This is a genomic window from Heyndrickxia vini (assembly GCF_016772275.1).
GTDB lineage: Bacteria > Bacillota > Bacilli > Bacillales > Bacillaceae_C > Heyndrickxia > Heyndrickxia vini.
The window spans coordinates 3,875,490-3,898,792 of the sequence record NZ_CP065425.1; the positions used below are offsets into that span (position 1 = coordinate 3,875,490).

Sequence of the window (23,303 nt, forward strand, 5' to 3'; positions counted from 1 at the left end):
TTTCATTCACTCCTTTTACTTGGTGTAATCGGTGGTAATACCGTTTCTAGCCGTTCTCTATACATTTCATATCTTGGAGGAAGCATTAATTTTTCACCTAGATTATCCACTTGCTCGTCAATCATAAAACCTGGTGGATCAGTTGCAATCTCGAATAAGATTCCACCTGTTTCGCGAAAATAAACGGAATTAAAGTAATTACGATCTTGAACAGGTGTTACTTGATATCCTAGTTCATTGAAATACGTTTGCCATTGAATTTGTTCCTCATCATCTTTCGTTCGCCATGCAATATGGTGTACCGTTCCGACCCCCATTTTCCCTCTGCTACCATAAGGAGTGCGTTTTACATCAATGATATTGCCAATATCTGCTTCGGATTTAAATCGGATATATTCTTCATCCTCCCCCACCTTTTGCAAGCCTAGGTCTTCTTCTATTAATCTCATTGTTTGATTAGGTGAGCTTGAAAATAGTGTTGCGCCGGCAAAACCTTTGATTGCTACTTCGGAATGGATTTGACCAACACTCCATTCACTTGTGTTGCCTTCTTCTCTTTCCACGATTTCCAATAGTAATCCATGTGGATCTTTAAAAAGAATGGATTCTTCATCGAAACGTATAATGTTTGTAAACTCGATATCGTGTTCGTTTAATCTACTTTTCCAAAATGGTAATGCACCTGTTGGAACCGCGTAGGATGTGACTCCAACCTGCCCATCTCCAATTTTACCCGGATAGGCATTTTCCCAAGGAAAAAAGGTAATGATTGTACCTGGGCTGCCGTTTTTGTCCCCAAAGTACAAATGATACGTTCCGGGATCATCGAAGTTTACCGTTTTTTTTACTAATCGAAGTCCTAATATATCGGAATAATAACGGACGTTTTCTTGCGGATCACCAACAATCGCAGTAATATGATGGATTCCTACACTTTTCATATGTCTATCTCCTTTCAATGAGTATATCTATATAAACGTCAAGTTTATCTCGAATTCGAGATAATTATATATAAAATTTATCACTACGTCAATTGAAGAATGAGTTAGATGTTGTTTATGATCCACAAATCATTCTGTATGATGCACTAATCATGTTTTATGCGGCACAAATTACATTCCATGATCCACAAACTCAATTTCCGACGTTCGAAAGGGAGACTATAATCCACAAATGATTTTGTATGATGCACTAATTCTGTTTTATGCGGCACAAACTACGTTCTATGATCCACAAGCCTAATATCCAACGTTCGAAAGGAGACTATAATCCACAAATGATTTTGTATGATACACTAATCAAATTTTATGCGGCACAAAACTACGTTCTATGATCCACTAACTAAATATCCCACGTTCGAATGAGAAGGAGAATATTTCGGGTAGAACCTTTACATATCAATAACAAAAAAAGTATGAAACCTTCACGATTTCATACTCGTTTTTGAATGCTAATTCTATTGTTTCTCCAAATTATCTAAATTACGCTTTTGCTAATGTTTCTTTCAAGCTACTGTATACTTCATTCCACAGCTTTTCATCTTCGGTAAAGGCTTGAGTGATTTTCTTGAACACTTCTTTTTGTTCTGCTTCAAAACGCTCATCCTCTTTTGGTGGCAATACAGAACGTAATTCCATTACGAATTCTTGTACTTTTGGTGCGCGAGGTCCCCAAACGGCTTTTTCTTCTCCATTTTTATCGATAAAAATAAAAATCGGAATAGAGCGTGCTGTGCCGTTCGTTAAATATTGATCCATTAGCTCAAGGTTTGAATCACGTAACACCATACGGATTTCAATATTCGCTGCTTCTGCCATTTTCATAAGAATTGGCTCATTCATCATTGCATCTCCACACCAATCTTCCGTAATGACAATGGCACGAAGATCTTTTGCTTTTAATTCCTCAAAAAATGCTTGATCAGCTTCTGAAACTTGGAAACGATTATAGATTGATTGCAGGCTTTCTTTATGTACGTTCATCGACTCAACAAAATCTTGTACCGGAATTCCTTTTTCAAACCATTCATTTAATGTTGGCATATTTATCACTCCTATCCATTATTGATTTAAAAATATCATAAACCAATAAATATTTCATTTTTGAACTCCCAACTTATCCAATTTTCTCACCATTTGTTTGGCTTCGCGTAATGTTTAAGCTTTTAACTTTTATATAATGATCTTTGCAATAATAACCAATTAATTTATCAGTTTCCCAGTCATACAAGGGATATACAGTATCAATATCTATTCCTGCTTTCTTCAAACAATATGAACATGTTGTTTGAAAATCAAAGTGGGTTTCACACATTGTTTGGATCCATCCTTTACAATTTACTTTCCACGGAATGTATACCCACCTTTTTCGAAAATAAAACAAAGGACAGAAACTATGTTCTGTCCATATTTTTTAGCGTTTATTTAATTCCTGAACCAATAACTTATTCACTAAAGGAGGATTCGCTTGGCCTTTGGTCGCTTTCATAATTTGCCCGACTAAAAATCCAACCGCTTTCGCTTTTCCGTTTTTGAAATCATCAATAGATTGTTGATTGGATGCTAATACTTCGTCGATAATTTTCAACAATGCCCCTTCATCGGAAATTTGCACAAACCCTTTTTCTTTAACAATCTTTTCAGGCTCGCCACCATTTTCAACGAGCTCCTTAAAGACGGTTTTGGCAATTTTGGAAGAAATCGTTCCATTTTCAATAAGCTTGATCATGCTAGCAAGGCTTCCTGGAGTTAAAGGGATGTCATTCAATTCTTTTTGCTCTGCATTCAAGTAGGCAGAAAGTTCACCCATGATCCAGTTAGAAGCTTGTTTCGCTTCTCCTCCCGCTGCAACTGTTGCTTCGAAGAAATCAGCCATTTCCTTCGTTACAGTTAATACGTTAGCATCATATGCCGGCAATCCTAGCTCTTCAATGTAACGTTTTTTCCGCGCATCCGGCAATTCTGGAATTTCAGTACGGATTCTTTCTTTCCACTCTTCATCGATAAAAATGGAAACAAGGTCTGGTTCAGGGAAATAACGATAATCATCTGATCCTTCTTTTACTCGCATCAATAATGTTTTGCCTGTTGCCTCATCAAAACGGCGTGTTTCTTGATCGATTACACCACCCGCAGATACAACTTCGATTTGGCGTTTTTCTTCATACTCTAACCCTTTACGTACAAAGTTAAAAGAGTTTAAGTTTTTCAATTCCGTCTTTGTCCCAAATTCTTTTTGGCCTACTGGACGAATTGAAATATTCGCATCACAACGCAAGGAGCCTTCTTCCATTTTACAATCAGATACTCCTGTGTATTGGATAATCGATTTTAATTTTTCCAAATAAGCATATGCTTCATCTGCTGTACGAATATCTGGTTCTGAAACAATTTCAATTAATGGTGTACCTTGACGATTTAAATCGACAAGTGAGTATCCGTCACCTGTATGCATTAATTTTCCGGCATCCTCTTCTAAATGAAGACGAGTGATTCCGATTTTTTTCTTTTCACCGTTTACCTCAATTTCAATCCATCCGTGTTCACCAATCGGTTTATCAAACTGAGAAATTTGATAGGCCTTCGGATTGTCTGGATAAAAATAATTTTTTCGATCGAATTTCGTTTCAGGTGCAATTTGACAGTTCAATGCCATCGCCGCTTTCATACCGAACTCAACCGCACGTTTATTCAAAACAGGCAACACACCCGGGTATCCTAAATCAACAACCGTTGTATTTGTATTTGGCTCTGCACCAAAATGAGCCGGTGCTGATGAAAAGATTTTAGAATCTGTTTTTAACTCGACATGGACTTCTAGTCCGATAACCGTTTCATAGTTCATTTTTTTCACCCCTTACAACTGTGGTTTTTCTTTATGGAAATTCGTTGCTTGTTCAAAGGCATGTGCTACTCGATAAACTGTTGCCTCATCAAAATGTTTTCCAATGATTTGCAGGCCAAGTGGCAAGCCATTTGTAAATCCGCATGGAACGGAAATACCAGGAACACCCGCAAGGTTTACTGGAATCGTTAATAAATCATTTGCGTACATTGTTAATGGATCAGACGTTTTTTCACCGATTTTAAATGCTGGAGTTGGTGTTGTTGGTCCAATAATCACGTCATATTTTTCAAATACATCTTCAAAATCATTTTTGATCAATGTTCGAACTTGCTGTGCTTTTTTATAATATGCATCATAGTAACCTGAGCTTAACGCAAAGGTTCCAAGCATAATGCGGCGTTTTACTTCCTCACCAAAGCCTTCAGAGCGTGATTTTTTATATAAATCAATCAAGTTTTCCGCATTCGGTGTGCGATAGCCGTAACGGACCCCATCGAAGCGAGCAAGATTTGAAGATGCCTCTGAAGAAGATAAAAGATAATAGGCAGCCGTTCCATATTTTGAATGTGGCAGACTGACTTCTTCCCATGTAGCCCCTAAACCTTCTAGCACTTTTAATGCATCTAAAACGGACTGGCGAACCTCTTCGTTTACACCCTCACCCATATACTCTTTAGGGACAGCAATTTTCAATCCTTTAATATCACCTGTTAAACTTTGCACAAAATTTGGCACTTCGACATTTGCTGATGTAGAATCATGTGGATCTACTCCGGAAATTGCTTGAAGAAGATAGGCATTGTCTTCCACATTACGCGTAATTGGTCCGATTTGATCGAGCGAGGACGCAAAGGCCACTAGGCCGAATCGGGAAACGCGCCCATAAGTTGGTTTTAAACCGACAACACCACAGAAAGCAGCTGGTTGACGAATCGATCCACCGGTATCGGATCCTAGAGAGAATGGCACTTCACCTGCGGCAACAGACGCTGCCGATCCTCCTGAAGATCCACCTGGAACCGTATTTACATTCCAAGGATTGAACGTTTTATGAAAGCCTGAGTTTTCCGTTGATGACCCCATTGCAAATTCATCCATATTTAATTTTCCAATTGTAATTGTACCTGCATTATGTAATTTATTCATAACTGTCGCGTTATAAATTGGGTCAAAATTTTCGAGGATTTTACTTGCACATGTGGTGCGAAGATCTTTTGTAACAATATTATCCTTGATTCCAATTGGCATTCCAAAGAGTGGTTGATTCGATTCCTCAGAACCTAGTGCTTCATCCAATTGCTTGGCTTTAGCACGTGCTGTTTCTTCGTCTAGTGTAAGAAATGCCTGAACCTTGCTTTCAACTTCTTGGATTCGTTGGTAAGATTCTTCAACGAGCTCTGAAACCTTGACCTCTTTTTTATGTAAAAATTCATGTAACTCAGAGATTTTATGATCAAATAAAGCCAACTCTACCCCTCCTACTCTATAATTGATGGTACACGAATTTGTCCATCTTTCTTATCTGGAGCATTCTTCAATACTTCCTCTTGCGGCAATCCTGGTTCCGCTTTATCCTCACGAAGGACATTGCGAATATCTAATACGTGAGAGGTTGGTTCTACGTTTGTTGTATCCACTTCATTTAACAATTCTGCAAGATTGATAATATCATCTAATTGCTTTGTGAATTTTTCCGTTTGTTCTCCATCAAATTCTAATCTCGCTAAATTAGCGACATGGTTAACTTGATCCTTTGAAATTCTCGACATTCCCTTCACCTCCGAAAGTGGGTTTGAAACAGTAATAATATTATTGATAATATCAGAATGGCTTGTATATAGGCAAGGGGACAGACTGTAGTATAGTCTGCCCCTTTATTTTACTTTAGAACCTTTGCCTTTATCGGTAAAATGGTACCAATCATCGCCACTATCGCACAACCAAGTAATATCGTCGGTACCCCTTTGATAGCTACAAACGATAATAGTCCAAAAACGATTAAATCAAGCACTGAGTCTAGAATTGACAATAATGATATCGTCGTCGCTCTCACTTCTGACGGAATGATGTCATTACTTAGCTGTGAGTAGATCGGATAGCGAATCGACCGAACAAATCGCAATAGAAAAAACGCACCGATAATCATCCACAATGTTTCTCCAAATATGGCCGAAATGACTAGACCGATAACAGCAATCCATCCAGTGACATGCATTAAAAATACTCTTGAGTAACGGCTTGCCATCCATCCAACTGAATTAGAAGAGAAATAGCCAATAACAGCTGCAATCGCATAAAGAATTCCAATATATGCGACCGGAATCCCAGCATTAGTAAATAAAGGTTGATTAAAATAATCGTATACTGCAGCAGCGGGTATGAATACCAATGTAACATTCATAAACATCCATAAAAGTGATGGGCATTTACGAATAACCTTTATGCCTTTAACTACTTGAGTAAATGGATTTTCGCGATAGGATGCTTGATTAGATGGATTTTTAACAAAGAATAATAGAATCAATTCTATTATATAAAAGAGCATGCCTAATCCAATTAATAGTTGAAACTGATCTTCCCTTAAATCTTTGGCCATATAGGCACCAAAAAGTACTGCCGCTATCATCGAAATAAAGCCCGCTGACTGAATTTTCCCCATCGCATGGTCCATTAAGTTTTGTTCGTCACTTTCTTTCAATGATTCATAAATCAGCGCCTCATCCGCTCCCGAAAAGAAAGTAACCGAAAAACCATTTAACCCACTATACAAAAAGAAAAGCCACGGTTCTTGCGCAATAAATAAAAAGCTATAGCTAATTATTTTTATGAATCCTCCGATGATAAAGGACTTTTTTGCGCCAAATCGATCTGCAAACACACCTGCTGGAACTTCCCCCAGCATAACAGCCCCACTCCAACACATAAGTACGAGGAAAATCTCGGATTCGGTCAACCCCCTTTCCATATAAAAAAGGGTCATGACTGGCTGCAAAAAACTAATCGTTGAAAAAAACTGAACCCAAAATAAAATCGTTATATTATGTGAGGCAATTGTATGCTTTTTCATTAACTCTCCTACTTCCATTATTTATTTATCTATTAAATGGAATAAGAAGCAGGAGTAAACAGGTTAACCTATCGATTCACTCCTCCTTCTTGAATCAATAGTGTTTTTTGAACATTACGCATAGTTAATTCCTCCTTTTTTATAATTATGAAAATTATAACATATAAAAATACCTTTTCATTTTTCGAAAAGGTATTTTTCCACATATTTATTTCATATCGACAAATTGCTCGGCCTCTGTCGACCCTTTTAATGCCGTCGTTGAGGAAGTACCTCCGGTGATAATCATCGAAACTTCATCAAAGTATCCTGTACCAACTTCACGTTGATGTCTAGTAGCTGTGTAGCCATACACTTCATTTGCAAATTCAGCCTCCTGCAATTCTGAATAAGCAGCCATGCCTCTTTCTTTATAGCCTTTTGCTAGTTCAAACATGCTATTATTTAGCGCATGGAAACCTGCTAACGTCACAAATTGGAACTTATAACCCATTTTCCCTAACTCTTGCTGGAATTTAGCAATCGTTGCTTCGTCTAATTTCTTTTTCCAGTTAAATGATGGCGAGCAGTTGTATGCGAGAAGTTTGCCAGGGAATTTCTCATGAATGGCTTCGGCAAAACATTTTGCTTCTTCTAAGTTCGGTTCAGATGTTTCGCACCAAACGAGGTCCGCATAAGGTGCATATGCTAAACCTCTAGCGATCGCTTGATCTAGTCCCGCCTTTGTACGATAAAATCCTTCAGGTGTCCGGTCACCAATGATAAATGGTGCATCATAAGGGTCCACATCACTTGTAATTAAATCAGCCGCATTTGCATCAGTTCTCGCAACAACTAAAGTTGGAACGCCCATTACATCTGCTGCTAGACGTGCGGAAATTAAGTTTTTCACGGCTGTCTGGGTCGGCAACAATACTTTTCCACCTAAGTGACCACATTTTTTCTCGGACGATAATTGATCCTCAAAATGAACAGCTGCCGCTCCAGCTTCAATCATTGCCTTCATGAGTTCAAAGACATTCAATTGTCCGCCAAAACCCGCCTCGGCATCAGCGACAATTGGAGCAAACCAATCAATAGAATGATCCCCTTCCACATGATGAATTTGATCAGCACGCTGCAATGCCTGATTAATTCGTTTGACTACGTGTGGAACACTATTTGCAGGATACAAACTTTGATCCGGATACATATGTCCCGACAGATTCGCATCTGCTGCTACTTGCCAGCCGCTTAAATAAATCGCTTTTAGTCCCGCCTTTACTTGTTGAACCGCTTGATTGCCTGTTAAGGCTCCTAATGCATTCACATAATCTTCTTCGTGAAGCAGATGCCAAAGTTTCTCGGCACCACGTCGTGCCAGTGTATGTTCAATATCTATCGATCCACGTAACTTTAATACATCCTCCGCTGAATAGGTACGTTCAATTCCTTTCCATCTTTCATCAAGCTCCCATGATTCTTGTAATTTCGACGCCTTTTCGTTTATCATTCTATATTCCTCCTAATCTATTATTTATAGGATTTCATAACCAGGGATGGTTAGAAAATCAATGAATTCATCCTCTTTAATGAGTTGATCAAATAGTTTAACTGCTTCTTCCAAACGTTGAAGTTTGCCGCAGTGATCATTTTTAATTTTTTCGAGCTCTTCTCCTTTTAATTGTTCATAAAGTTCAAAAGTTACCTCTCTGCCGTCCTCTAAAATCCCTTTCGGATGACGGATCCATTGCCAAAGTTGTGCACGTGAAATTTCCGCTGTCGCCGCGTCCTCCATTAAGTTATCAATTGGTGCAGCACCCTTGCCACTTAGCCAGGATTCAATATATTGAATTCCGACATTAATATTTTGCCGAACGCCCTTTTCAGAAATCTCACCGATTGGAACCTCTAACAAATCAGACTCAGTTATCGTGATATTTTGCTGTTTACTAGAATGAATCTGATTTGGAGTCGGCATTTCCCGATTGAATACTTCCAGTGCTACAGAAACAAGACCAGGATGGGCGACCCAAGTACCATCATGACCATCGCTTGCTTCTCTTTCCTTATCCGCACGTACTTTAGCAAAGGCTGCATCATTTTTTTCCGGGTCATGCTTCACCGGAATTTGTGCGGCCATCCCCCCGATTGCCGGTGCTTTTCTCATATGACACGTTTTGATTGTAAGTAATGAGTATGACCGCATAAATGGTACTGTCATCGTTACCGCAGAACGATCAGGTAAAAGCACATCCTCGGTGTTTTTCAATTTTTTCAAATAGCTAAATATATAATCCCATCTGCCACAATTTAGACCTGCAGAGTGTTCTTTCAGTTCAAATAAGATTTCATCCATTTCAAATGCTGCCATGATGGTTTCAATGAGCACTGTCGCTTTAATCGTACCTTTTGGAATGCCAATATATTTTTGTGCAAATAAGAACACGTCACTCCATAACCGCGCCTCTAGATGACTTTCAAGTTTCGGTAAATAAAAATAAGGTCCTGTTCCATTCTGTACTAATCGAACGGCATTATGAAAAAAATATAGTCCGAAATCAAATAAACTTCCTGAAATCGGCTGGCCATCCACTAATACATGCTTCTCTTCCAAATGCCAACCTCGAGGTCGCACCATTAATACGGCTGGATTTTCATTTAATTTATATTGTTTTCCATTTGTTCCTTCAAATGAAATCGTTCGATTTACAGCATCCCTTAAATTAATTTGCCCTTCCATGACATTATCCCAAGTCGGGGATGTAGCATCTTCTAAACAGGCCATAAATACCTTGGCACCCGAATTTAGAGCATTAATAATCATTTTTCGATCCACAGGTCCTGTAATTTCTACACGACGGTCCTGCAAATCACCCGGCAACGGAGCAATGGTCCAATCTCCCATTCGAATATGTTTCGTTTCCGGTAAAAACCCCGGTAACTTTCCTTGATCCATTTCTTTCTGTCGCTTGTGCCTTTTTTCTAAAAGTTCTCTTCGCCTAGTGCCAAAATGTCTCTCTAACTGTTCAATAAATTGCAATGCCTTTGGGGTTACTATTTCTTCGTACCCCGGTTTCATTGCACCTTTCACTTCAATCCCAGCTGTTTGGGTGCCCAAATGATTCCCTCCTCAATATTGTTATATTACAGTTTTTTATTTATAAAAGTATTATATAACAGTTTTGCGGAAGTGCAACAGAAAATTTAGATAAATATTCAGAAATCTATCGACAAAATTCGATTTGCATAATGTACCAAGTCATTGCTCCCGAAGCTCATTCCGAACTTTATGGATGAATAACTGTATCAGTATCTGCTACTAATTTATCTACCATAATTTCTTGTGGGATTGTTTTTGGGAGATATCCGTCCTCTTTATCTACCATAATTTCTTGCGGGATTGTTTTTGGAAGATATCCGTCCTCTTTATCTACCATAATTTCTTGCGGGTTTGTTTTTGGGAGATATCCGTCCTCTTTATCTACCATAATTTCTTGCGGGTTTGTTTTTGAGAGATATCCGTCTTTTTTATCTACCATATTTTCTTGTAGGAATGTTTTTGGGGGATATCTGTCATTTTTATCTACCATAATTTCTTGCCGGATTGTTTTTGGGAGGTATCTCACTACTAAGAAGAATTTCATTTGGATGGAAATTTTTCTTTTAAGTAACTTATTCGTTATATTTGAATAGGTCTATTATCCACTCTGTTCCACTAAAAAAAACAGACGGAAATCCCGTCTGTTTTTATTGATAAATATGCACTTCAGGTTCTTTTTCTCCCGGATTACGAACAATTAATGCCTTTGGTCCGTTTACAGAGGTGACACTTACCTCTAGTGAAATATAATCAGGGAATGTGTCAATCACAAGTCCTGTAATATATTGGGTAAATCCAACGACTTCAGATTGTCCGTAAAACTGAATTGGAATTTCAATACTTAATTGAGTTAGTTGCTTATCTTTATAAAGCCCACGTCCAATAACGCCATTGTAGTTTGGAAAATACTTTTCGACATCTTGTTTGAACTTTTCAAATCTGTTTGCATCATCTCGATATGTCTTTGTTGTATTATCATCTGGGAATAGATAATATTTTTCTTTTATCTTTTTCCAGCCGTCAATGGAGGAGCTTCCTTCTCCCACTTCCGCATAGGATACAAAGTTACCCGGCACAACAGAATCTTTCGATTTTTGCTCGAAAAGGGCTATCGTAATTGGGACATCTCTTAAACCATTCATGTTGCGAAGGCGTTTAATCACTTCTTGCGCAATCTTTTTCCCTTCACTTTCGGTGTTTGTAATATCCTGTTGGTACACGGCACCGTATTGTTCCTTTTGATAATAGTGGACGGTATTCAAAGCTAATCCGATGACTACCCCGCCTAATTTCACCGTATCTTTTTTCGTCTTTACTAAATAGTCATGCTCTAAAATATGCGCAAGATAAATTGGACTTCTCTTATTTTGTTCTTCAATCGAACCTTTTCCATTATTCACTGGATTCAAGCCTACATTTTCACTTGCAGATAACTTCTTTTCTTTAAGTTGGCTTTTTGTATATTTACGATTTAGCCATGCATCAACGGTATCCTTATCCAAGTATTGTCCTTCTTGGAATAGATATGTTTCCGGTGAAAACGTATTATGAGCAACTCGCATCAATCCTGTTTCAAACTCTTGGATATCGTAACGGGTATTTAAGTTATTGACAATTCTCCCTCTCGCCTTGCTTGGTTTGAAAGGTAAGATTGTTCGATAATATTGATCAGAAACTTGATAATTGGGAATAATCGCTGTTTCCTTTTTATTATTTTTATTTTGTACCACTTTGTTTTCTGTATCAAATTTTGGTGCGCATCCTGTTATGAGAAGCAAAACAGCAGCGAACACCGGCAACCACTTTTTCATGCTTATTTGCCACCTTTATTTCGTCCGTTATTCCTACTATTGGCTGGACTTTTAATACTAATCATTTTAATAGACTTTATATAGGAAGATAAAGTTTCATTTATAAGGTAAGAAAGTATACATTTCTTAAGGTTTAATGGTCATAAAAAGTACCTGCTTTGTCTAGCTCCAGCGCCTAGCCCCTCGAGGTCAAATGTTCTTCGGCAATAAAAGTCAAAAAGCAGACTTTTTTTGCCGGAGAACATTTGCTTGTCGGGGCTAAGCAAGGCGCTTCCACTTTTCTAATTGTCTAGCTCCAGCGCCTATCGACTAGAAAACTTCAGGACTTTTCCCTACGATAAGTCAACATCGATTCGCCTTACAGGATCACCGTGTTTCCTTTATCTCAGTCAAAGTCCTTCCAGTTTTTACGTCGATGAGCAAGGCGCTTCCGCTTTTCTTAATGATTAAATTCTTCAAGCATTTTTTCTTCGTCCCAAACCTCGATACCAAGCTCATTTGCTTTCGTCAATTTCGAGCCTGCATCGGCACCCGCAATAACCAAATCTGTTTTTTTACTTACACTTCCGGTAACACTAGCTCCTAAAGCTTCAAGTTTTTCTTTTGCTTCATTTCTTGTAAGCTTTTCCAGTTTACCGGTTAGAACAACGATTTTTCCGGCAAAGATAGAGGAAATCGATTCCGTTTCAACAGGCATAGGACCTTTATATTCCATATTTAAACCGGCAGTTTTCAATTCCTGAATGAGTTCACCTGCCTCTTCATTCTCAAAATAGGTAACGATAGAATCGGCCATTTTTTCACCAATATCCTGGATGGCTGTAAGTTCTTCCTTCGTTGCAGCTGCTAATGCATCCATATTTCCAAACTTTTGCGCCAATGTTTTAGCCGCTTTTGCGCCAACATGGCGAATACCAAGCCCAAAAAGGAGCTTTTCTAATGAATTTGTTTTAGAGCTTTCAATTGCTGCTAGTAGATTAGAAACAGATTTTTCACCCATCCGTTCTAATGCTAACAGTTGTTCCTGCTGTAAACGATAAATATCTGCCACATCATGAATAAGTTCATGAGAAAATAATTGACTAATCACTTTCTCTCCTAGACCATCAATATTCATGGCGTTCCTTGAGACAAAATGAATCAATCCTTCTCGTATTTGGGCAGGACATTTCGGATTGATGCAACGTAAGGCCACTTCCCCTTCTAATCGAACAAGTTCGCTTTCACAATCAGGGCAATGTGTCGGCATCATAAATTCCTTTTCTTCACCTGTACGTCTTTCAACTAACACATTAACGACTTCAGGAATGATATCTCCTGCCTTTTTAATGACAACATAATCGCCAAGTTTGATATCTTTCTCGCGAATTAAATCTTCATTATGCAAAGATGCCCTTTGAACTTTTGTGCCGGCAACGCGAACTGGGTCAAGTATTGCAGTCGGTGTGATTACTCCGGTGCGTCCAACACTTAATTCAATATCATGAAGCTTAGTTACGACTTCTTCTGCGGGAAACTTGTAAGCAATGGCCCATCTTGGACTTTTTGCTGTAAATCCAAGGGAATTTTGTTGTTCAAACGAATTCACTTTAATGACGATTCCGTCGATTTCATATGGCAGATTTGGGCGCTTTTCTATCCATTTTTGTACATACTGGAGAACCTCATCAATATTTGCACATTTTTCTCTTTCCTTGTTCACCTTAAAGCCAAGTGTACCTAACAAATTTAATCCGTCATGTTGTGTAGTGACACCAGTTTCACTAAAATCTCCAATTGCATAAAGGAAAATATCTAAGTTTCTTGAAGCTGCAATTCGTGGATCCAATTGGCGCAATGACCCCGCTGCAGCATTTCGTGGATTTGCAAATGGTTCTTCCCCATTTTCTTCTTTCGCTTTATTTAATTGTTCAAACGACTTTTTCGGCATATATGCTTCGCCGCGGACCTCGATTGACATCGGTTGGTTAATTCTAAGTGGGATTGATCGAATCGTTTTTAAATTTGCGGTGATATCTTCCCCAATGGTTCCGTCACCTCTTGTGGCACCCTGAATAAATAGCCCGCTTTCATAACGAAGTGAAATCGCTAATCCATCAATCTTTAATTCACAAACATATTCAACCTCATCACCAACCACTTGCTTTACTTTACGATCAAAATCACGAAGATCATTTTCATTAAATGCATTTCCTAAGCTAAGCATTGGGATATGATGTTCAACTTTTTGAAATGCTGAGAGAATTTCTCCACCGACACGTTGGGTCGGAGAGTCGGGGGAAATCAATTCCGGAAATTGCTCTTCAATATTGGTTAGCTCTCTCATTAACTGATCATATTCAGCATCGGGAACTGATGGATGATCCAATACATGATATTCGTAATTATATTGATTCAGCAGATTATGAAGTTCCTTTATTCGTTTTTCGGCATCCTTTTTTTCCATAACAACAACCCTTCCATTTAGAAGTTGGAGGTTGGGCCTAAGGTAGGAGAAATCGGCAAAACTGCCGATTTCGAGATTCATCAACTTCTATTCATATTTCAACTACTATCTTTTTTATACTTTTGTAATCGGTGCAAATTCCGCTAACAGTCGCTTAATTCCAACAGGGCTTGGGAACGCAATGTCCAGTTCCACACTTTTCCCTTCCCCTTTTACGCTAACAACTGTACCAATTCCCCATTTTTTATGTTCTGCTTTATCGCCTACTACCCAAAAAACTTCACTGCCACCTGTACTAGCTGTTACAGGTCTCATCACAGGACGATTCGTAGCAGGTTTACGCGCGGAACCGAATGGCTTATTAATTTGTCTCGCTTCTTTTTGAACAGGTTCAAGTATATCTTCGGGAATTTCACTAATAAAGCGTGAAACAGGATTCATATTCGTACGTCCAAATAATGTACGCATCCCCGCATTTGTTAGGAATAGTTCCTCCTCTGCCCTCGTAATTCCTACATAGGCAAGACGACGCTCCTCTTCCATCTCAGCTTCTTCCATAAGAGAGCGGCTATGTGGAAAGACACCTTCTTCCAGCCCAATTAAGAATACAACAGGGAATTCTAGTCCCTTAGCAGAGTGTAAAGTCATTAATACACATGTTTCATTTTTTGTTTCTTCCTCATCTAGTCGATCAATATCTGCAACAAGGGCAAGATCTGTTAAAAAGGCTACCAAGCTCTTATCATCATTAGCTTCTTCAAAATTCTTTGTTACCGATAAAAATTCATCGATATTTTCAAGTCTGCTTTGCGATTCAATGGTTTTTTCTGCTTTTAACATTTCTCGATAACCTGACTTCTCCAACACTTCTTCAACTAATTCTGTGACAGAGAGGTATTCCTGCATTCCAGTATACCCTTTAATCAACTCGTAAAATCCATTGGCCGCATTGGCGATTTTCGGACTCACGCCGATAAAATCGATTTCCTTTAATGCATCCATAATCGAGAGGTCGTGATCAGCTGCATATCTGGCGATTTTATCAAAGGAAGTCGCACCAATCCCCCGTTTAGGAACATTTATCACCCGTTGTAAACTAATATCATCATTTGGATTTGCAATTAACCGTAGATAAGCCAATATATCCTTGATTTCTTTACGGTCATAGAATTTGATTCCCCCGACAATGTTATATTCAATATTTGATTTTAACAGAACTTCCTCGATAACACGTGATTGTGCATTTGTACGATAAAGGATGGCGATATCGGAAAGTTTCCGCTGACCTGAATTGGTTATTTCTTTAATTTTCCCTGCAACATATTGTGCTTCCGTTTGTTCACTATCTGCACGGTAGTATACGATTTTCGGTCCATCTTCGTTTTCCGTCCATAAATTTTTCGGTTTACGGTTTGCATTATTTTTAATAACCTCATTAGCGGCCTGGAGGATTCGCTTCGTTGAACGATAATTTTGCTCTAATAAGATTACTTTTGCGCGGGGATAATCTTTTTCAAACGACAAGATGTTAGCAATATCTGCTCCACGCCAACGATATATCGATTGATCCGAATCACCGACAACACAAAGATTTTGAAAACGTGATGCAAGCATTTTCACAAGCATGTATTGAGCACGGTTCGTATCCTGATACTCATCCACGTGAATGTATTGAAATTTCCGTTGGTAGAATTCTAATACTTCCGGCACACGCTGAAATAAATGAATTGTCATCATAATTAAGTCATCAAAATCTAATGCTTGATTTTTACGAAGACGTTTTTGGTATTCTTCATATACATCACTGACTACTTGTTCGTAATATCCTCCGACAAGTTTAGAGTACTCTTCCGGGTCAACTAATTCATTTTTGGCGCTGCTAATTGTTCCGAGAATAGACCTAGCATCAAATTTCTTCGGATCAATATTTTTATCTTTTAAGATTCCTTTTACCACTGATTGTTGGTCCGTTGGGTCCAAAATTGTAAAATTACGATTAAAACCAATTCGATCGATATCTCGTCTTAAAATACGAACACACATCGAGTGGAAAGTGGAAATCCATACATCTTCGGCAGCTCCACCCATGATAGTTCCAATCCGTTCCTTCATTTCTTTCGCTGCTTTATTCGTGAAGGTAATCGCTAAAATATTATAAGGATTGACGCCCTTTTCCACCATTAAATAAGCAACCCGATGGGTAAGAACACGGGTTTTTCCACTTCCAGCACCAGCCATTAACAAAAGTGGTCCGTCCGTTGTTTTTACGGCTTCTTGTTGCTCGGGATTAAGACCATTTAAAAGTCGATCTGTTAAAAATTGCATTATTTCACACCACCATTCAGGAACATTTGTTCCTATTATATATGTTTATTATAAACAATGTCTACTACCTTAAATCTTTACGGCTTTGACTGTTTTCAGTGCTTCCTCTAAATTTTCATACAAAGCATTGCCAATAACAATTACATCCGCAAATTGACCCATTTCTTTCGCTTGTGCTGCAGTGGAAATTCCCCCGCCATAAAACAATTTCGTTTGATTTAATTGAGCCTTTGCGGCTTTTACAAGTTCAATATCACCATATTTTCCGCTATATTCTAAATAAAAAATAGGCATTTTAAATAAATGCTCAGCCATCATTGCGTAAGCAACAACATCCTCTTCATCCAAATCAGTATTTGCTCCAGTTAGATTAGCTACTTTACAATCATCATTTAAAATGCAGTAGCCTTCAACGATGAGCTCATCCCAATTCATTAAAACCCCATATTCTTTTACCGCTTCATGATGAATCCCCTTAATCCACTTAGCATCTGTCGTGTTAAGTATTGTTGGGATAAAATATAAATCAAAACCCGGTGTGATAGATTCAATCGTAGAAACTTCTAACACACATGGTACTGTATATCTTCTTACTCGAGACATTAAATTTAGAACATTTTCCAATGTGACTCCATCTGATCCACCAATAATGATTGCACTTGTTCCTGATTCACATATTTTTTCTAAATTTTCATCCGATATATCCTTATTAGGATCTAATTTAAAGGCGTGGCGCCACTCGCGAACGTCATACATCCGTAAAAAATCCTCCATTCTATATTCCTACATCATTATAGCATTTGAATGAACAAGCTAAAAAGAGTTTCCAATGATATTAGAAGGTAATTATTTGAAAACATGATAGTTAAAATTATCAAATTATATATATCTAAGGACAAAAGTCCCGTTAATTACATGTAAATGTATGAAAATGCATAAATATTAGTTCAAGTTAGGAAAATTTGAAAATTTAATGGGGATTTATCACAATAATTTCGTGTTATTTTCCCAAGTTAAATGTCCTAGAAAGTATGCTATTATAAGGATAAGAACTTTTCCACCAAGCAATAAAATTTGTTAGGAGGATGAAAAAATGATAAAAGAAAAGAAGCCAGCGAAAATTACTAAAAGGGAAATCGACACATTGATATTCAAGATTGATCGATTATTAAGCGAAAAGAAAACTACCGAATTGCAAAAAGCATAATATAACAATAGGCTTTTGGCATAGTCCAAAAGCCCTCTCTTACATTTTCTTATTGTTTTTGGTATATTTTCAAGATATTCTAAATATAATGAGTACTACATCTATTTTCACCCATCTTTTCTACTAGATTAGTAGTAATCCCGAAAAAATTATCTTATTATTACCACTTCACACAATTTTTAATATATAATAAGGTAAATATGCAGGTTTAGGTGATTACTATGAATATCGGTGCCATTATCAAGTTAAATAGAATTAATCAAAATTTAACACAAGAGGAACTTGCCGATGGAATTATCTCAATTTCCTATCTATCAAAAATTGAAAATGGGAAAATTGAACCTAATGAAGAAGTCATAAAGCTTCTCTGTCGCAAACTAGGCATTCAAATCAATAGTCAAATTGATGACAGTACAAGGGTCAAATGCAATGAATGGTTTCACCTCTTGCTAACTTCCTCCAACATCGAAGAAATTAAACAGAAATATAAAGAAATCAATGAAGTATCTAAAACGATACATGATTCTGAACTACAGTTATTAATCAAAATTCACATGATAAGATACTATTTAAAAATCGGTGAAACAACGAGGGCATTCGAACAGATTAATAATTTAAAAGATGTAAGCGGTACATTTAATAACTTACAAAAATATTATTGGTATAAGTTTAATGGGAATTATTATTCGATCGTTGAGGAAGAGAATGATGCCCTTCAAAAATATACACTTTCTGAGGATTTTATCCCACATCTCGACCTTCCAGAAGATGAAATTGCAGATATTCTTTATTCACTTGCCGTTACATACAGTAAACATCGATTAACTTCCGAAGCACAAAGTTATGCTAATAGGGCATTAGAATACTATAGACAAATTTATAATTTTTCGAGATGTGCTGAGTGCCACATAGTATTAGGTATTTGCTATAGACGGATCAATAATCATCAGAAGGCAGAAAAAAATTATCAGTTAGCTAAGCAACTTGCGGAAAGTACAGATAACAAAAGGTTAGTTCATCTAACTCATTTAAATATGGGTTATCTTTACTTTACAAAAGGAGATTATAATCAAGCTATCAAACATCTTGACATTATTGTAAATGAAAAAGATGTACCATTAATTGACCGTCTTGCAGCTTTAACCTCTATTATAGGCGAATCATATATTAATAATGATTTAAAGGAAACAAAAAAAAGAATTAATCAAGGGTTAAATTTGATAAATGCTAAAAATAAAAATAAGTATCTTTCTTTTTATTACGAGATACTTAGCCATTTATATTTAATAGATAAAGAGTATGAAAAATTTGAAAACCTAATGATAAATGAATTTATTCCATATTTAAAGGAACAAAAAAATTATGCAAAGTTAGCGGGTTTTGCAGAAATGCTTGGGAATCATTTTGAAAGTATCCATAAGTATAAAAGTGCATCAACCTATTATAAACTGGTCAATTTTTCCTATAAACAAATTGTTCAAATTTAGGAGGTATATAATGAAAAAATTAATATTGTCTTTATCTGCTGGTTTTTTATTACTTGTTGGGGGAGTTATTGTGAGTAATGATCAAAGTAATTCTCATGTTAAGAATGTTGCTGCAGGTGGAGGAGAAAGAGAACCAAGTATCCTTTCCATCAAAGTCCCAACATCTGCATAATAACTACTAAAGAAGAAGTAATCCCGATTACTTCTTCTTTTTCATATTTCTCATTCATGAATAAAAAAGCACACTAAAGCAAGTTTGATAAGTAAGCGGAGAAATTCCCCTTAATTACAAAATAGCATTGAAAAATGCTTAAATAGACGGAAGAATTCCGGCTATTTACTCAAAAAGTGTGTAAATTGGTAATTTCCCTTTGCTTAAACGGAATATCTCCGCTTATCTTCTTCAAACCGGGCCCTATTCTACTGTTTAACCGGAAAATATCCGCTTATCTTAATCTTAATTATCTGTCTTTGCTCAAAGGAGTTCATCAATTAATTACCAATCCATATATACCAAATAGCATATCAATTAACATAGTAATTAGCACGTTGACGGCAACATTGTTCAAGAAGTTTTTTAAGCTGCAATTTCACTTGCTAATGAAAGTAGCAATATCTCATAATCGTTGATATATAAGAGGAAAATTAAAGACCAAATCATATGAGATTTGGTCTACTTATTGGCATAGTATTTAGTATATTTCCCCATCAAAATGAAACTACATATAATAACATGCATGCCTTAAGGCAAATTTATTCCTCTGTCTTTTCCACATCTGATTCTTTAATCCGTTCCAATACCATCTCATAAGAGTCGTTTCCATAGTTCAAGCATCTTTTCACACGTGATATTGTTGCTGTGCTGGCACCTGTTTCGGATTCAATGATATGGTAGGTTTTCTTTTCTCGCAGCATTCTAGCTACTTCTAAACGTTGTGCTAGTGATTGAATTTCATTTATTGTGCATAGGTCATCAAAGAACCGATAACATTCTTCTTTATCTTTAAGTGAAAGTACAGATTCAAACAATTGATCTAATGCTTTCCCACGTAATTTGTCTATTTGCATTTTATCCTCTCCTCTTTAACCTATTACTCTGAAAATGACACATCTTTTAAATTCGGCACGATGTTGATCCAAGTTTTTCCAGGTACAAATTTGGCTGGAATCCCATTTTCGTAAGGTATAATTGCTCCTTCTACATTGCGCCACTCCACTTCACGGTATGTCCCTTTTTGGATAAAATAAGCTTTTCCTCCAGAGGTTAAATCAATACTGCGACGTCCGTAATCATCGATAATTTTATGTTGCATCTCAACAACTAATAAATTATCTAATAAGACAGGTTTCTTCGTCTCCAAATCAATGGTTTGCTCATCACCTGAGAATCGTTTAAATTTTTGAAGCTTTTCATCATATTCATATTCAGCATTAAATAAAGCATTAGTTGAATAGCGAATAAGTATATGGTTGGCTTTTTGCCCTTTAATTTGCTTTAATTCATCTTCTGAAGCGAAATTTAAAGCTTTCGGGGGTGTATCCATTTTGAAGTTTTTCATTTTTGCGCCTTTACGTATATTTTCATACGTAATATAAGAATTATGTGGTGCTTGCCTTTCACTCGATCGCTTAAATAGTGTACCATCATACTGCATACCATTTATATTATCAATATATCCACTTTCGAGCATTTTACGGGCCTCAGGACTATATCCATGGGCAATATAAAAGCTATCATACCCTTTTGCTAACTCGATAAAATAATCCCTTGAGCTCCGAACGGGACCAATCCTATTGGGTTTCCCACTTTGAAAAATGGCTAAAAAACGTGTAATATCACCTTCAGCTAAAACCTCATATACAATATCAGCCTCGGTTAATCCGGATTGCGGACGTGCCTTCGGATGATTGTTTATCATCACAGAAACGGCACGAGTTCTTGATTCTTCATTTGCCTCTAAACCCGTTAACGGAAATGTGAATTTCACATTTGGCTTTTCATTTCCTGAAACTTCCCCTCTTTCAGGAGATTTAGCGGTTTCATTGTTTTCTGTTTCCTTTTTATGACTACAAGCCGATAATACACAAATTAGTACTATCGCAAGTAAAAAAGTTTTCTTGATCATTTATAAATCATACATCCCCTTTAGTTCAGTAATATAAGACATTGATATTATTCGCTTTCAACAAAAAAATACCAAATGTAATTTTACCTCATAATCGTTGGAAAAAGTACCGTTTTATTCATTACATCGAATATTCCTCTTTGTGTAATTCGGATATATGGTAAATGCGTTGCTGAGAAAAATAGTAACGAATATATCGGATCATTATGAGGATATCCTCTTTCGACTAATAGCTCTTTAAGCACCTTTTCTTCTTTTATCAATCTATCCATCGGCTTATTTGACATAAAACCGGAGAGGCTTAATGGAATTTCGTGAATGACCTCTTCTTTTTCAGTTAGCACAATTCCCCCGCCAAGTTCCTTCATCCGATTAAATGCACAAACCATATCGTTTTTATTTTTACCTATTAAAATAATATCTCCGGTACTTGAAAACGAAGAGGCAAAGCCCATTAAGCTAGTTGAAAAACCCTTTACCATCGTATTAATTCTCCATGATCCATCCCGTCCAATCAAAATTAAAAAGCTTTCATCATGGTCAGTCGCTAATTCTTCGGTTGCAATATCAAAAGTAACAGAATATGGCTTGGTAATTACATCATTGATCATTTCAATCCCAAATGGCATTGAAAATTGTAAATCATCGTTGTCGAGTTCCCAATCTAATTTTAATGGAGCAAATCCGTACTCTTCCCAGTCAATATCTTCATCTTCTATTATTACTTTTCCGTCTTTTTTTAGCCATTTGCCTTTAGAAAGTACGGAAATTGGTGTCGGATTATTCTCATTCTCAAGGAAATTAATACTAGCAACACGACCAGTTGCAATTAATCCATGTAAATGTTCAATATTATAATATTTCGCCACATTAAATGATGCCATATGATAAGCATCAATAACAGGTACGCCATTTTCAATAGCCATTCGAATCAAACGATCGATAATTCCATTTTCGTAGAATGCTGGTGTCGACCCATCCGTATTGAAAAACATCGATTCATATTGATCGATACCTAATCGATTCATATCTTCCAAAAGCACAGGAAGATCTGGTCGAATTGATGAGTGACGCAGTGAAACCATATAGCCTTGCATTAAACGCTTATATACTTCTTCACCTGTCATCGCTTCATGATCACAATCGGCTCCAAATAGCATCATTTTGGCAAGTGTCTTCTCCGATGCACCCGGAAAATGGCCTTCAATTTTCTTTCTCATTCGCTTCGCTTCCTGGATCCAGTGAAGAATTAAATCATCACCGTCAAGAAGCTTTGGCCAACCTGTCAGTTCTCCCCCTTGTAATACAGCATCATGCTCAAGCCATGATTTCACATCACCATGTGAAAAGATGGTTTCCTCTTCTCTAAGCTCTGTTTGTGAATCAAATCGGCTCCACCAGTACATTGTGACAGGAGAATGTCTTAGTTCCCTAATTAAAGAAAACGCTTTCTTTTTTCCTAATTGCAAAGCAAGTACTAAGTTATCGTTAATAATTGTTGTTGTTCCCGTTTGTGATGCATATCGAGCGAACGATTGGGGATTATATAACTGAAATGGGTGAACATGTGGTTCAATATACCCCGGAACAAGTGTAAGTCCTGAACAATCAATTACTTCACATTTTGTAGTATTCTCAGGAAGCTCGTCCCCGGTATACACAATCCGATCTTCATATATCCAAATATGACCATTCATCCATTTACGAAACATTGAGTGTAAATACCGTGCATTTTTTAAAAGTAATGTCGGGGATTTCTTACCGCTGACAACTGCTACATGATCACGGATTTGCTTGTTCTTCCACCGGTATCGTTGATCTAGCATGAACATCCCTCCCTAGGGAGTTTTCTCTTTTTATTTACAATCGTATCATATTTTACCTTTTAACGCATTAAAGTTTTGAA

The 23,303-nt window shown here is 37.1% G+C and carries 18 protein-coding genes; 2 read left to right on the forward strand and 16 right to left on the reverse strand.

Going from position 1 to position 23,303, the window contains the following annotated elements; genetic code table 11:
• Positions 1-2: 2 nt before the first annotated feature.
• From I5776_RS19255 to pcrB, 13 genes are all read right to left on the reverse strand, one after another.
• Entirely contained in the window at positions 3-941 is a 939-nt protein-coding gene (locus tag I5776_RS19255; protein ID WP_202778120.1) for a ring-cleaving dioxygenase, read from the reverse strand.
• A gap of 540 nt (positions 942-1,481) precedes the next feature.
• A complete protein-coding gene (locus I5776_RS19260; protein WP_202778121.1) occupies positions 1,482-2,042 on the reverse strand; it encodes a thioredoxin family protein in 561 nt (186 codons plus the stop codon).
• 370 nt (positions 2,043-2,412) lie between these two features.
• The gene (gene gatB, locus I5776_RS19265; RefSeq protein ID WP_202778122.1) at positions 2,413-3,843 is read right to left on the reverse strand and encodes an Asp-tRNA(Asn)/Glu-tRNA(Gln) amidotransferase subunit GatB; all 1,431 of its coding nucleotides are present in this window, start codon (positions 3,841-3,843) and stop codon (positions 2,413-2,415) included.
• A 12-nt stretch (positions 3,844-3,855) separates the two neighbouring features.
• Entirely contained in the window at positions 3,856-5,313 is a 1,458-nt protein-coding gene (gene gatA, locus I5776_RS19270) for an Asp-tRNA(Asn)/Glu-tRNA(Gln) amidotransferase subunit GatA (RefSeq protein ID WP_202778123.1), read from the reverse strand.
• 11 nt (positions 5,314-5,324) lie between these two features.
• Positions 5,325-5,615: an Asp-tRNA(Asn)/Glu-tRNA(Gln) amidotransferase subunit GatC gene (gene gatC, locus I5776_RS19275; protein ID WP_202778124.1), complete on the reverse strand. Its 291-nt coding sequence runs from the start codon at positions 5,613-5,615 to the stop codon at positions 5,325-5,327.
• Positions 5,616-5,725: 110 nt separating this feature from the next.
• Positions 5,726-6,913, reverse strand: coding sequence for an MFS transporter (locus I5776_RS19280; RefSeq protein ID WP_202778125.1), 1,188 nt, complete (start codon positions 6,911-6,913; stop codon positions 5,726-5,728).
• A 208-nt stretch (positions 6,914-7,121) separates the two neighbouring features.
• A complete protein-coding gene (gene aceA / locus I5776_RS19285; RefSeq protein WP_202778126.1) occupies positions 7,122-8,405 on the reverse strand; it encodes an isocitrate lyase in 1,284 nt (427 codons plus the stop codon).
• A gap of 24 nt (positions 8,406-8,429) precedes the next feature.
• The gene (gene aceB / locus I5776_RS19290; protein ID WP_202778127.1) at positions 8,430-10,013 is read right to left on the reverse strand and encodes a malate synthase A; all 1,584 of its coding nucleotides are present in this window, start codon (positions 10,011-10,013) and stop codon (positions 8,430-8,432) included.
• Between the two features lie 169 nt (positions 10,014-10,182).
• Entirely contained in the window at positions 10,183-10,521 is a 339-nt protein-coding gene (locus I5776_RS19295) for a hypothetical protein (protein WP_202778128.1), read from the reverse strand.
• A 121-nt stretch (positions 10,522-10,642) separates the two neighbouring features.
• A complete protein-coding gene (locus tag I5776_RS19300; protein WP_202778129.1) occupies positions 10,643-11,806 on the reverse strand; it encodes a CamS family sex pheromone protein in 1,164 nt (387 codons plus the stop codon).
• 439 nt (positions 11,807-12,245) lie between these two features.
• Complete coding sequence (gene ligA / locus I5776_RS19305; RefSeq protein ID WP_202778130.1) at positions 12,246-14,252, reverse strand: NAD-dependent DNA ligase LigA; 2,007 nt, start codon at positions 14,250-14,252, stop codon at positions 12,246-12,248.
• A gap of 114 nt (positions 14,253-14,366) precedes the next feature.
• Complete coding sequence (pcrA, locus tag I5776_RS19310; protein WP_202778131.1) at positions 14,367-16,577, reverse strand: DNA helicase PcrA; 2,211 nt, start codon at positions 16,575-16,577, stop codon at positions 14,367-14,369.
• Between the two features lie 69 nt (positions 16,578-16,646).
• Positions 16,647-17,333, reverse strand: coding sequence for a heptaprenylglyceryl phosphate synthase (pcrB, locus tag I5776_RS19315; RefSeq protein ID WP_202778132.1), 687 nt, complete (start codon positions 17,331-17,333; stop codon positions 16,647-16,649).
• A gap of 672 nt (positions 17,334-18,005) precedes the next feature.
• Here pcrB and I5776_RS19320 point away from each other — a divergent pair.
• Positions 18,006-19,271, forward strand: coding sequence for a helix-turn-helix domain-containing protein (locus tag I5776_RS19320; RefSeq protein WP_202778133.1), 1,266 nt, complete (start codon positions 18,006-18,008; stop codon positions 19,269-19,271).
• 10 nt (positions 19,272-19,281) lie between these two features.
• Positions 19,282-19,443, forward strand: coding sequence for a hypothetical protein (locus tag I5776_RS19325; protein WP_202778134.1), 162 nt, complete (start codon positions 19,282-19,284; stop codon positions 19,441-19,443).
• Between the two features lie 581 nt (positions 19,444-20,024).
• On the opposite strand, the gene I5776_RS19330 is transcribed toward I5776_RS19325, so the two are convergent.
• The 3 genes from I5776_RS19330 to I5776_RS19340 all read right to left on the reverse strand — a co-directional run bounded on the left by I5776_RS19330 (position 20,025) and on the right by I5776_RS19340 (position 23,223).
• Complete coding sequence (locus tag I5776_RS19330) at positions 20,025-20,339, reverse strand: YerC/YecD family TrpR-related protein (protein ID WP_202778135.1); 315 nt, start codon at positions 20,337-20,339, stop codon at positions 20,025-20,027.
• 23 nt (positions 20,340-20,362) lie between these two features.
• On the reverse strand, positions 20,363-21,397 hold the full coding sequence (locus I5776_RS19335) for a DUF3048 domain-containing protein (RefSeq protein WP_202778136.1): 1,035 nt from the start codon (positions 21,395-21,397) through the stop codon (positions 20,363-20,365).
• An 83-nt stretch (positions 21,398-21,480) separates the two neighbouring features.
• Positions 21,481-23,223 carry an adenine deaminase C-terminal domain-containing protein gene (locus I5776_RS19340; RefSeq protein WP_202778137.1) on the reverse strand — a complete coding sequence of 581 codons (1,743 nt, stop codon included), beginning with the start codon at positions 23,221-23,223 and terminating at the stop codon, positions 21,481-21,483.
• Positions 23,224-23,303: the final 80 nt, after the last annotated feature.

What these genes read in the sequence shown, in the direction of transcription:
- I5776_RS19320 (WP_202778133.1), top strand. Translation starts at nt 18,006, where the DNA reads ATGAATATCGGTGCCATTATCAAGTTAAATAGAATTAATCAAAATTTA.
- I5776_RS19300 (WP_202778129.1), bottom strand. Translation starts at nt 11,806, where the DNA reads ATGAAAAAGTGGTTGCCGGTGTTCGCTGCTGTTTTGCTTCTCATAACA.
- aceA (WP_202778126.1), bottom strand. Translation starts at nt 8,405, where the DNA reads ATGATAAACGAAAAGGCGTCGAAATTACAAGAATCATGGGAGCTTGAT.
- pcrB (WP_202778132.1), bottom strand. Translation starts at nt 17,333, where the DNA reads ATGTATGACGTTCGCGAGTGGCGCCACGCCTTTAAATTAGATCCTAAT.
- I5776_RS19280 (WP_202778125.1), bottom strand. Translation starts at nt 6,913, where the DNA reads ATGAAAAAGCATACAATTGCCTCACATAATATAACGATTTTATTTTGG.
- I5776_RS19255 (WP_202778120.1), bottom strand. Translation starts at nt 941, where the DNA reads ATGAAAAGTGTAGGAATCCATCATATTACTGCGATTGTTGGTGATCCG.
- ligA (WP_202778130.1), bottom strand. Translation starts at nt 14,252, where the DNA reads ATGGAAAAAAAGGATGCCGAAAAACGAATAAAGGAACTTCATAATCTG.
- I5776_RS19330 (WP_202778135.1), bottom strand. Translation starts at nt 20,339, where the DNA reads ATGCAAATAGACAAATTACGTGGGAAAGCATTAGATCAATTGTTTGAA.
- I5776_RS19335 (WP_202778136.1), bottom strand. Translation starts at nt 21,397, where the DNA reads ATGATCAAGAAAACTTTTTTACTTGCGATAGTACTAATTTGTGTATTA.
- I5776_RS19340 (WP_202778137.1), bottom strand. Translation starts at nt 23,223, where the DNA reads ATGCTAGATCAACGATACCGGTGGAAGAACAAGCAAATCCGTGATCAT.
- gatB (WP_202778122.1), bottom strand. Translation starts at nt 3,843, where the DNA reads ATGAACTATGAAACGGTTATCGGACTAGAAGTCCATGTCGAGTTAAAA.
- I5776_RS19260 (WP_202778121.1), bottom strand. Translation starts at nt 2,042, where the DNA reads ATGCCAACATTAAATGAATGGTTTGAAAAAGGAATTCCGGTACAAGAT.
- pcrA (WP_202778131.1), bottom strand. Translation starts at nt 16,577, where the DNA reads ATGCAATTTTTAACAGATCGACTTTTAAATGGTCTTAATCCCGAGCAA.
- gatC (WP_202778124.1), bottom strand. Translation starts at nt 5,615, where the DNA reads ATGTCGAGAATTTCAAAGGATCAAGTTAACCATGTCGCTAATTTAGCG.
- I5776_RS19325 (WP_202778134.1), top strand. Translation starts at nt 19,282, where the DNA reads ATGAAAAAATTAATATTGTCTTTATCTGCTGGTTTTTTATTACTTGTT.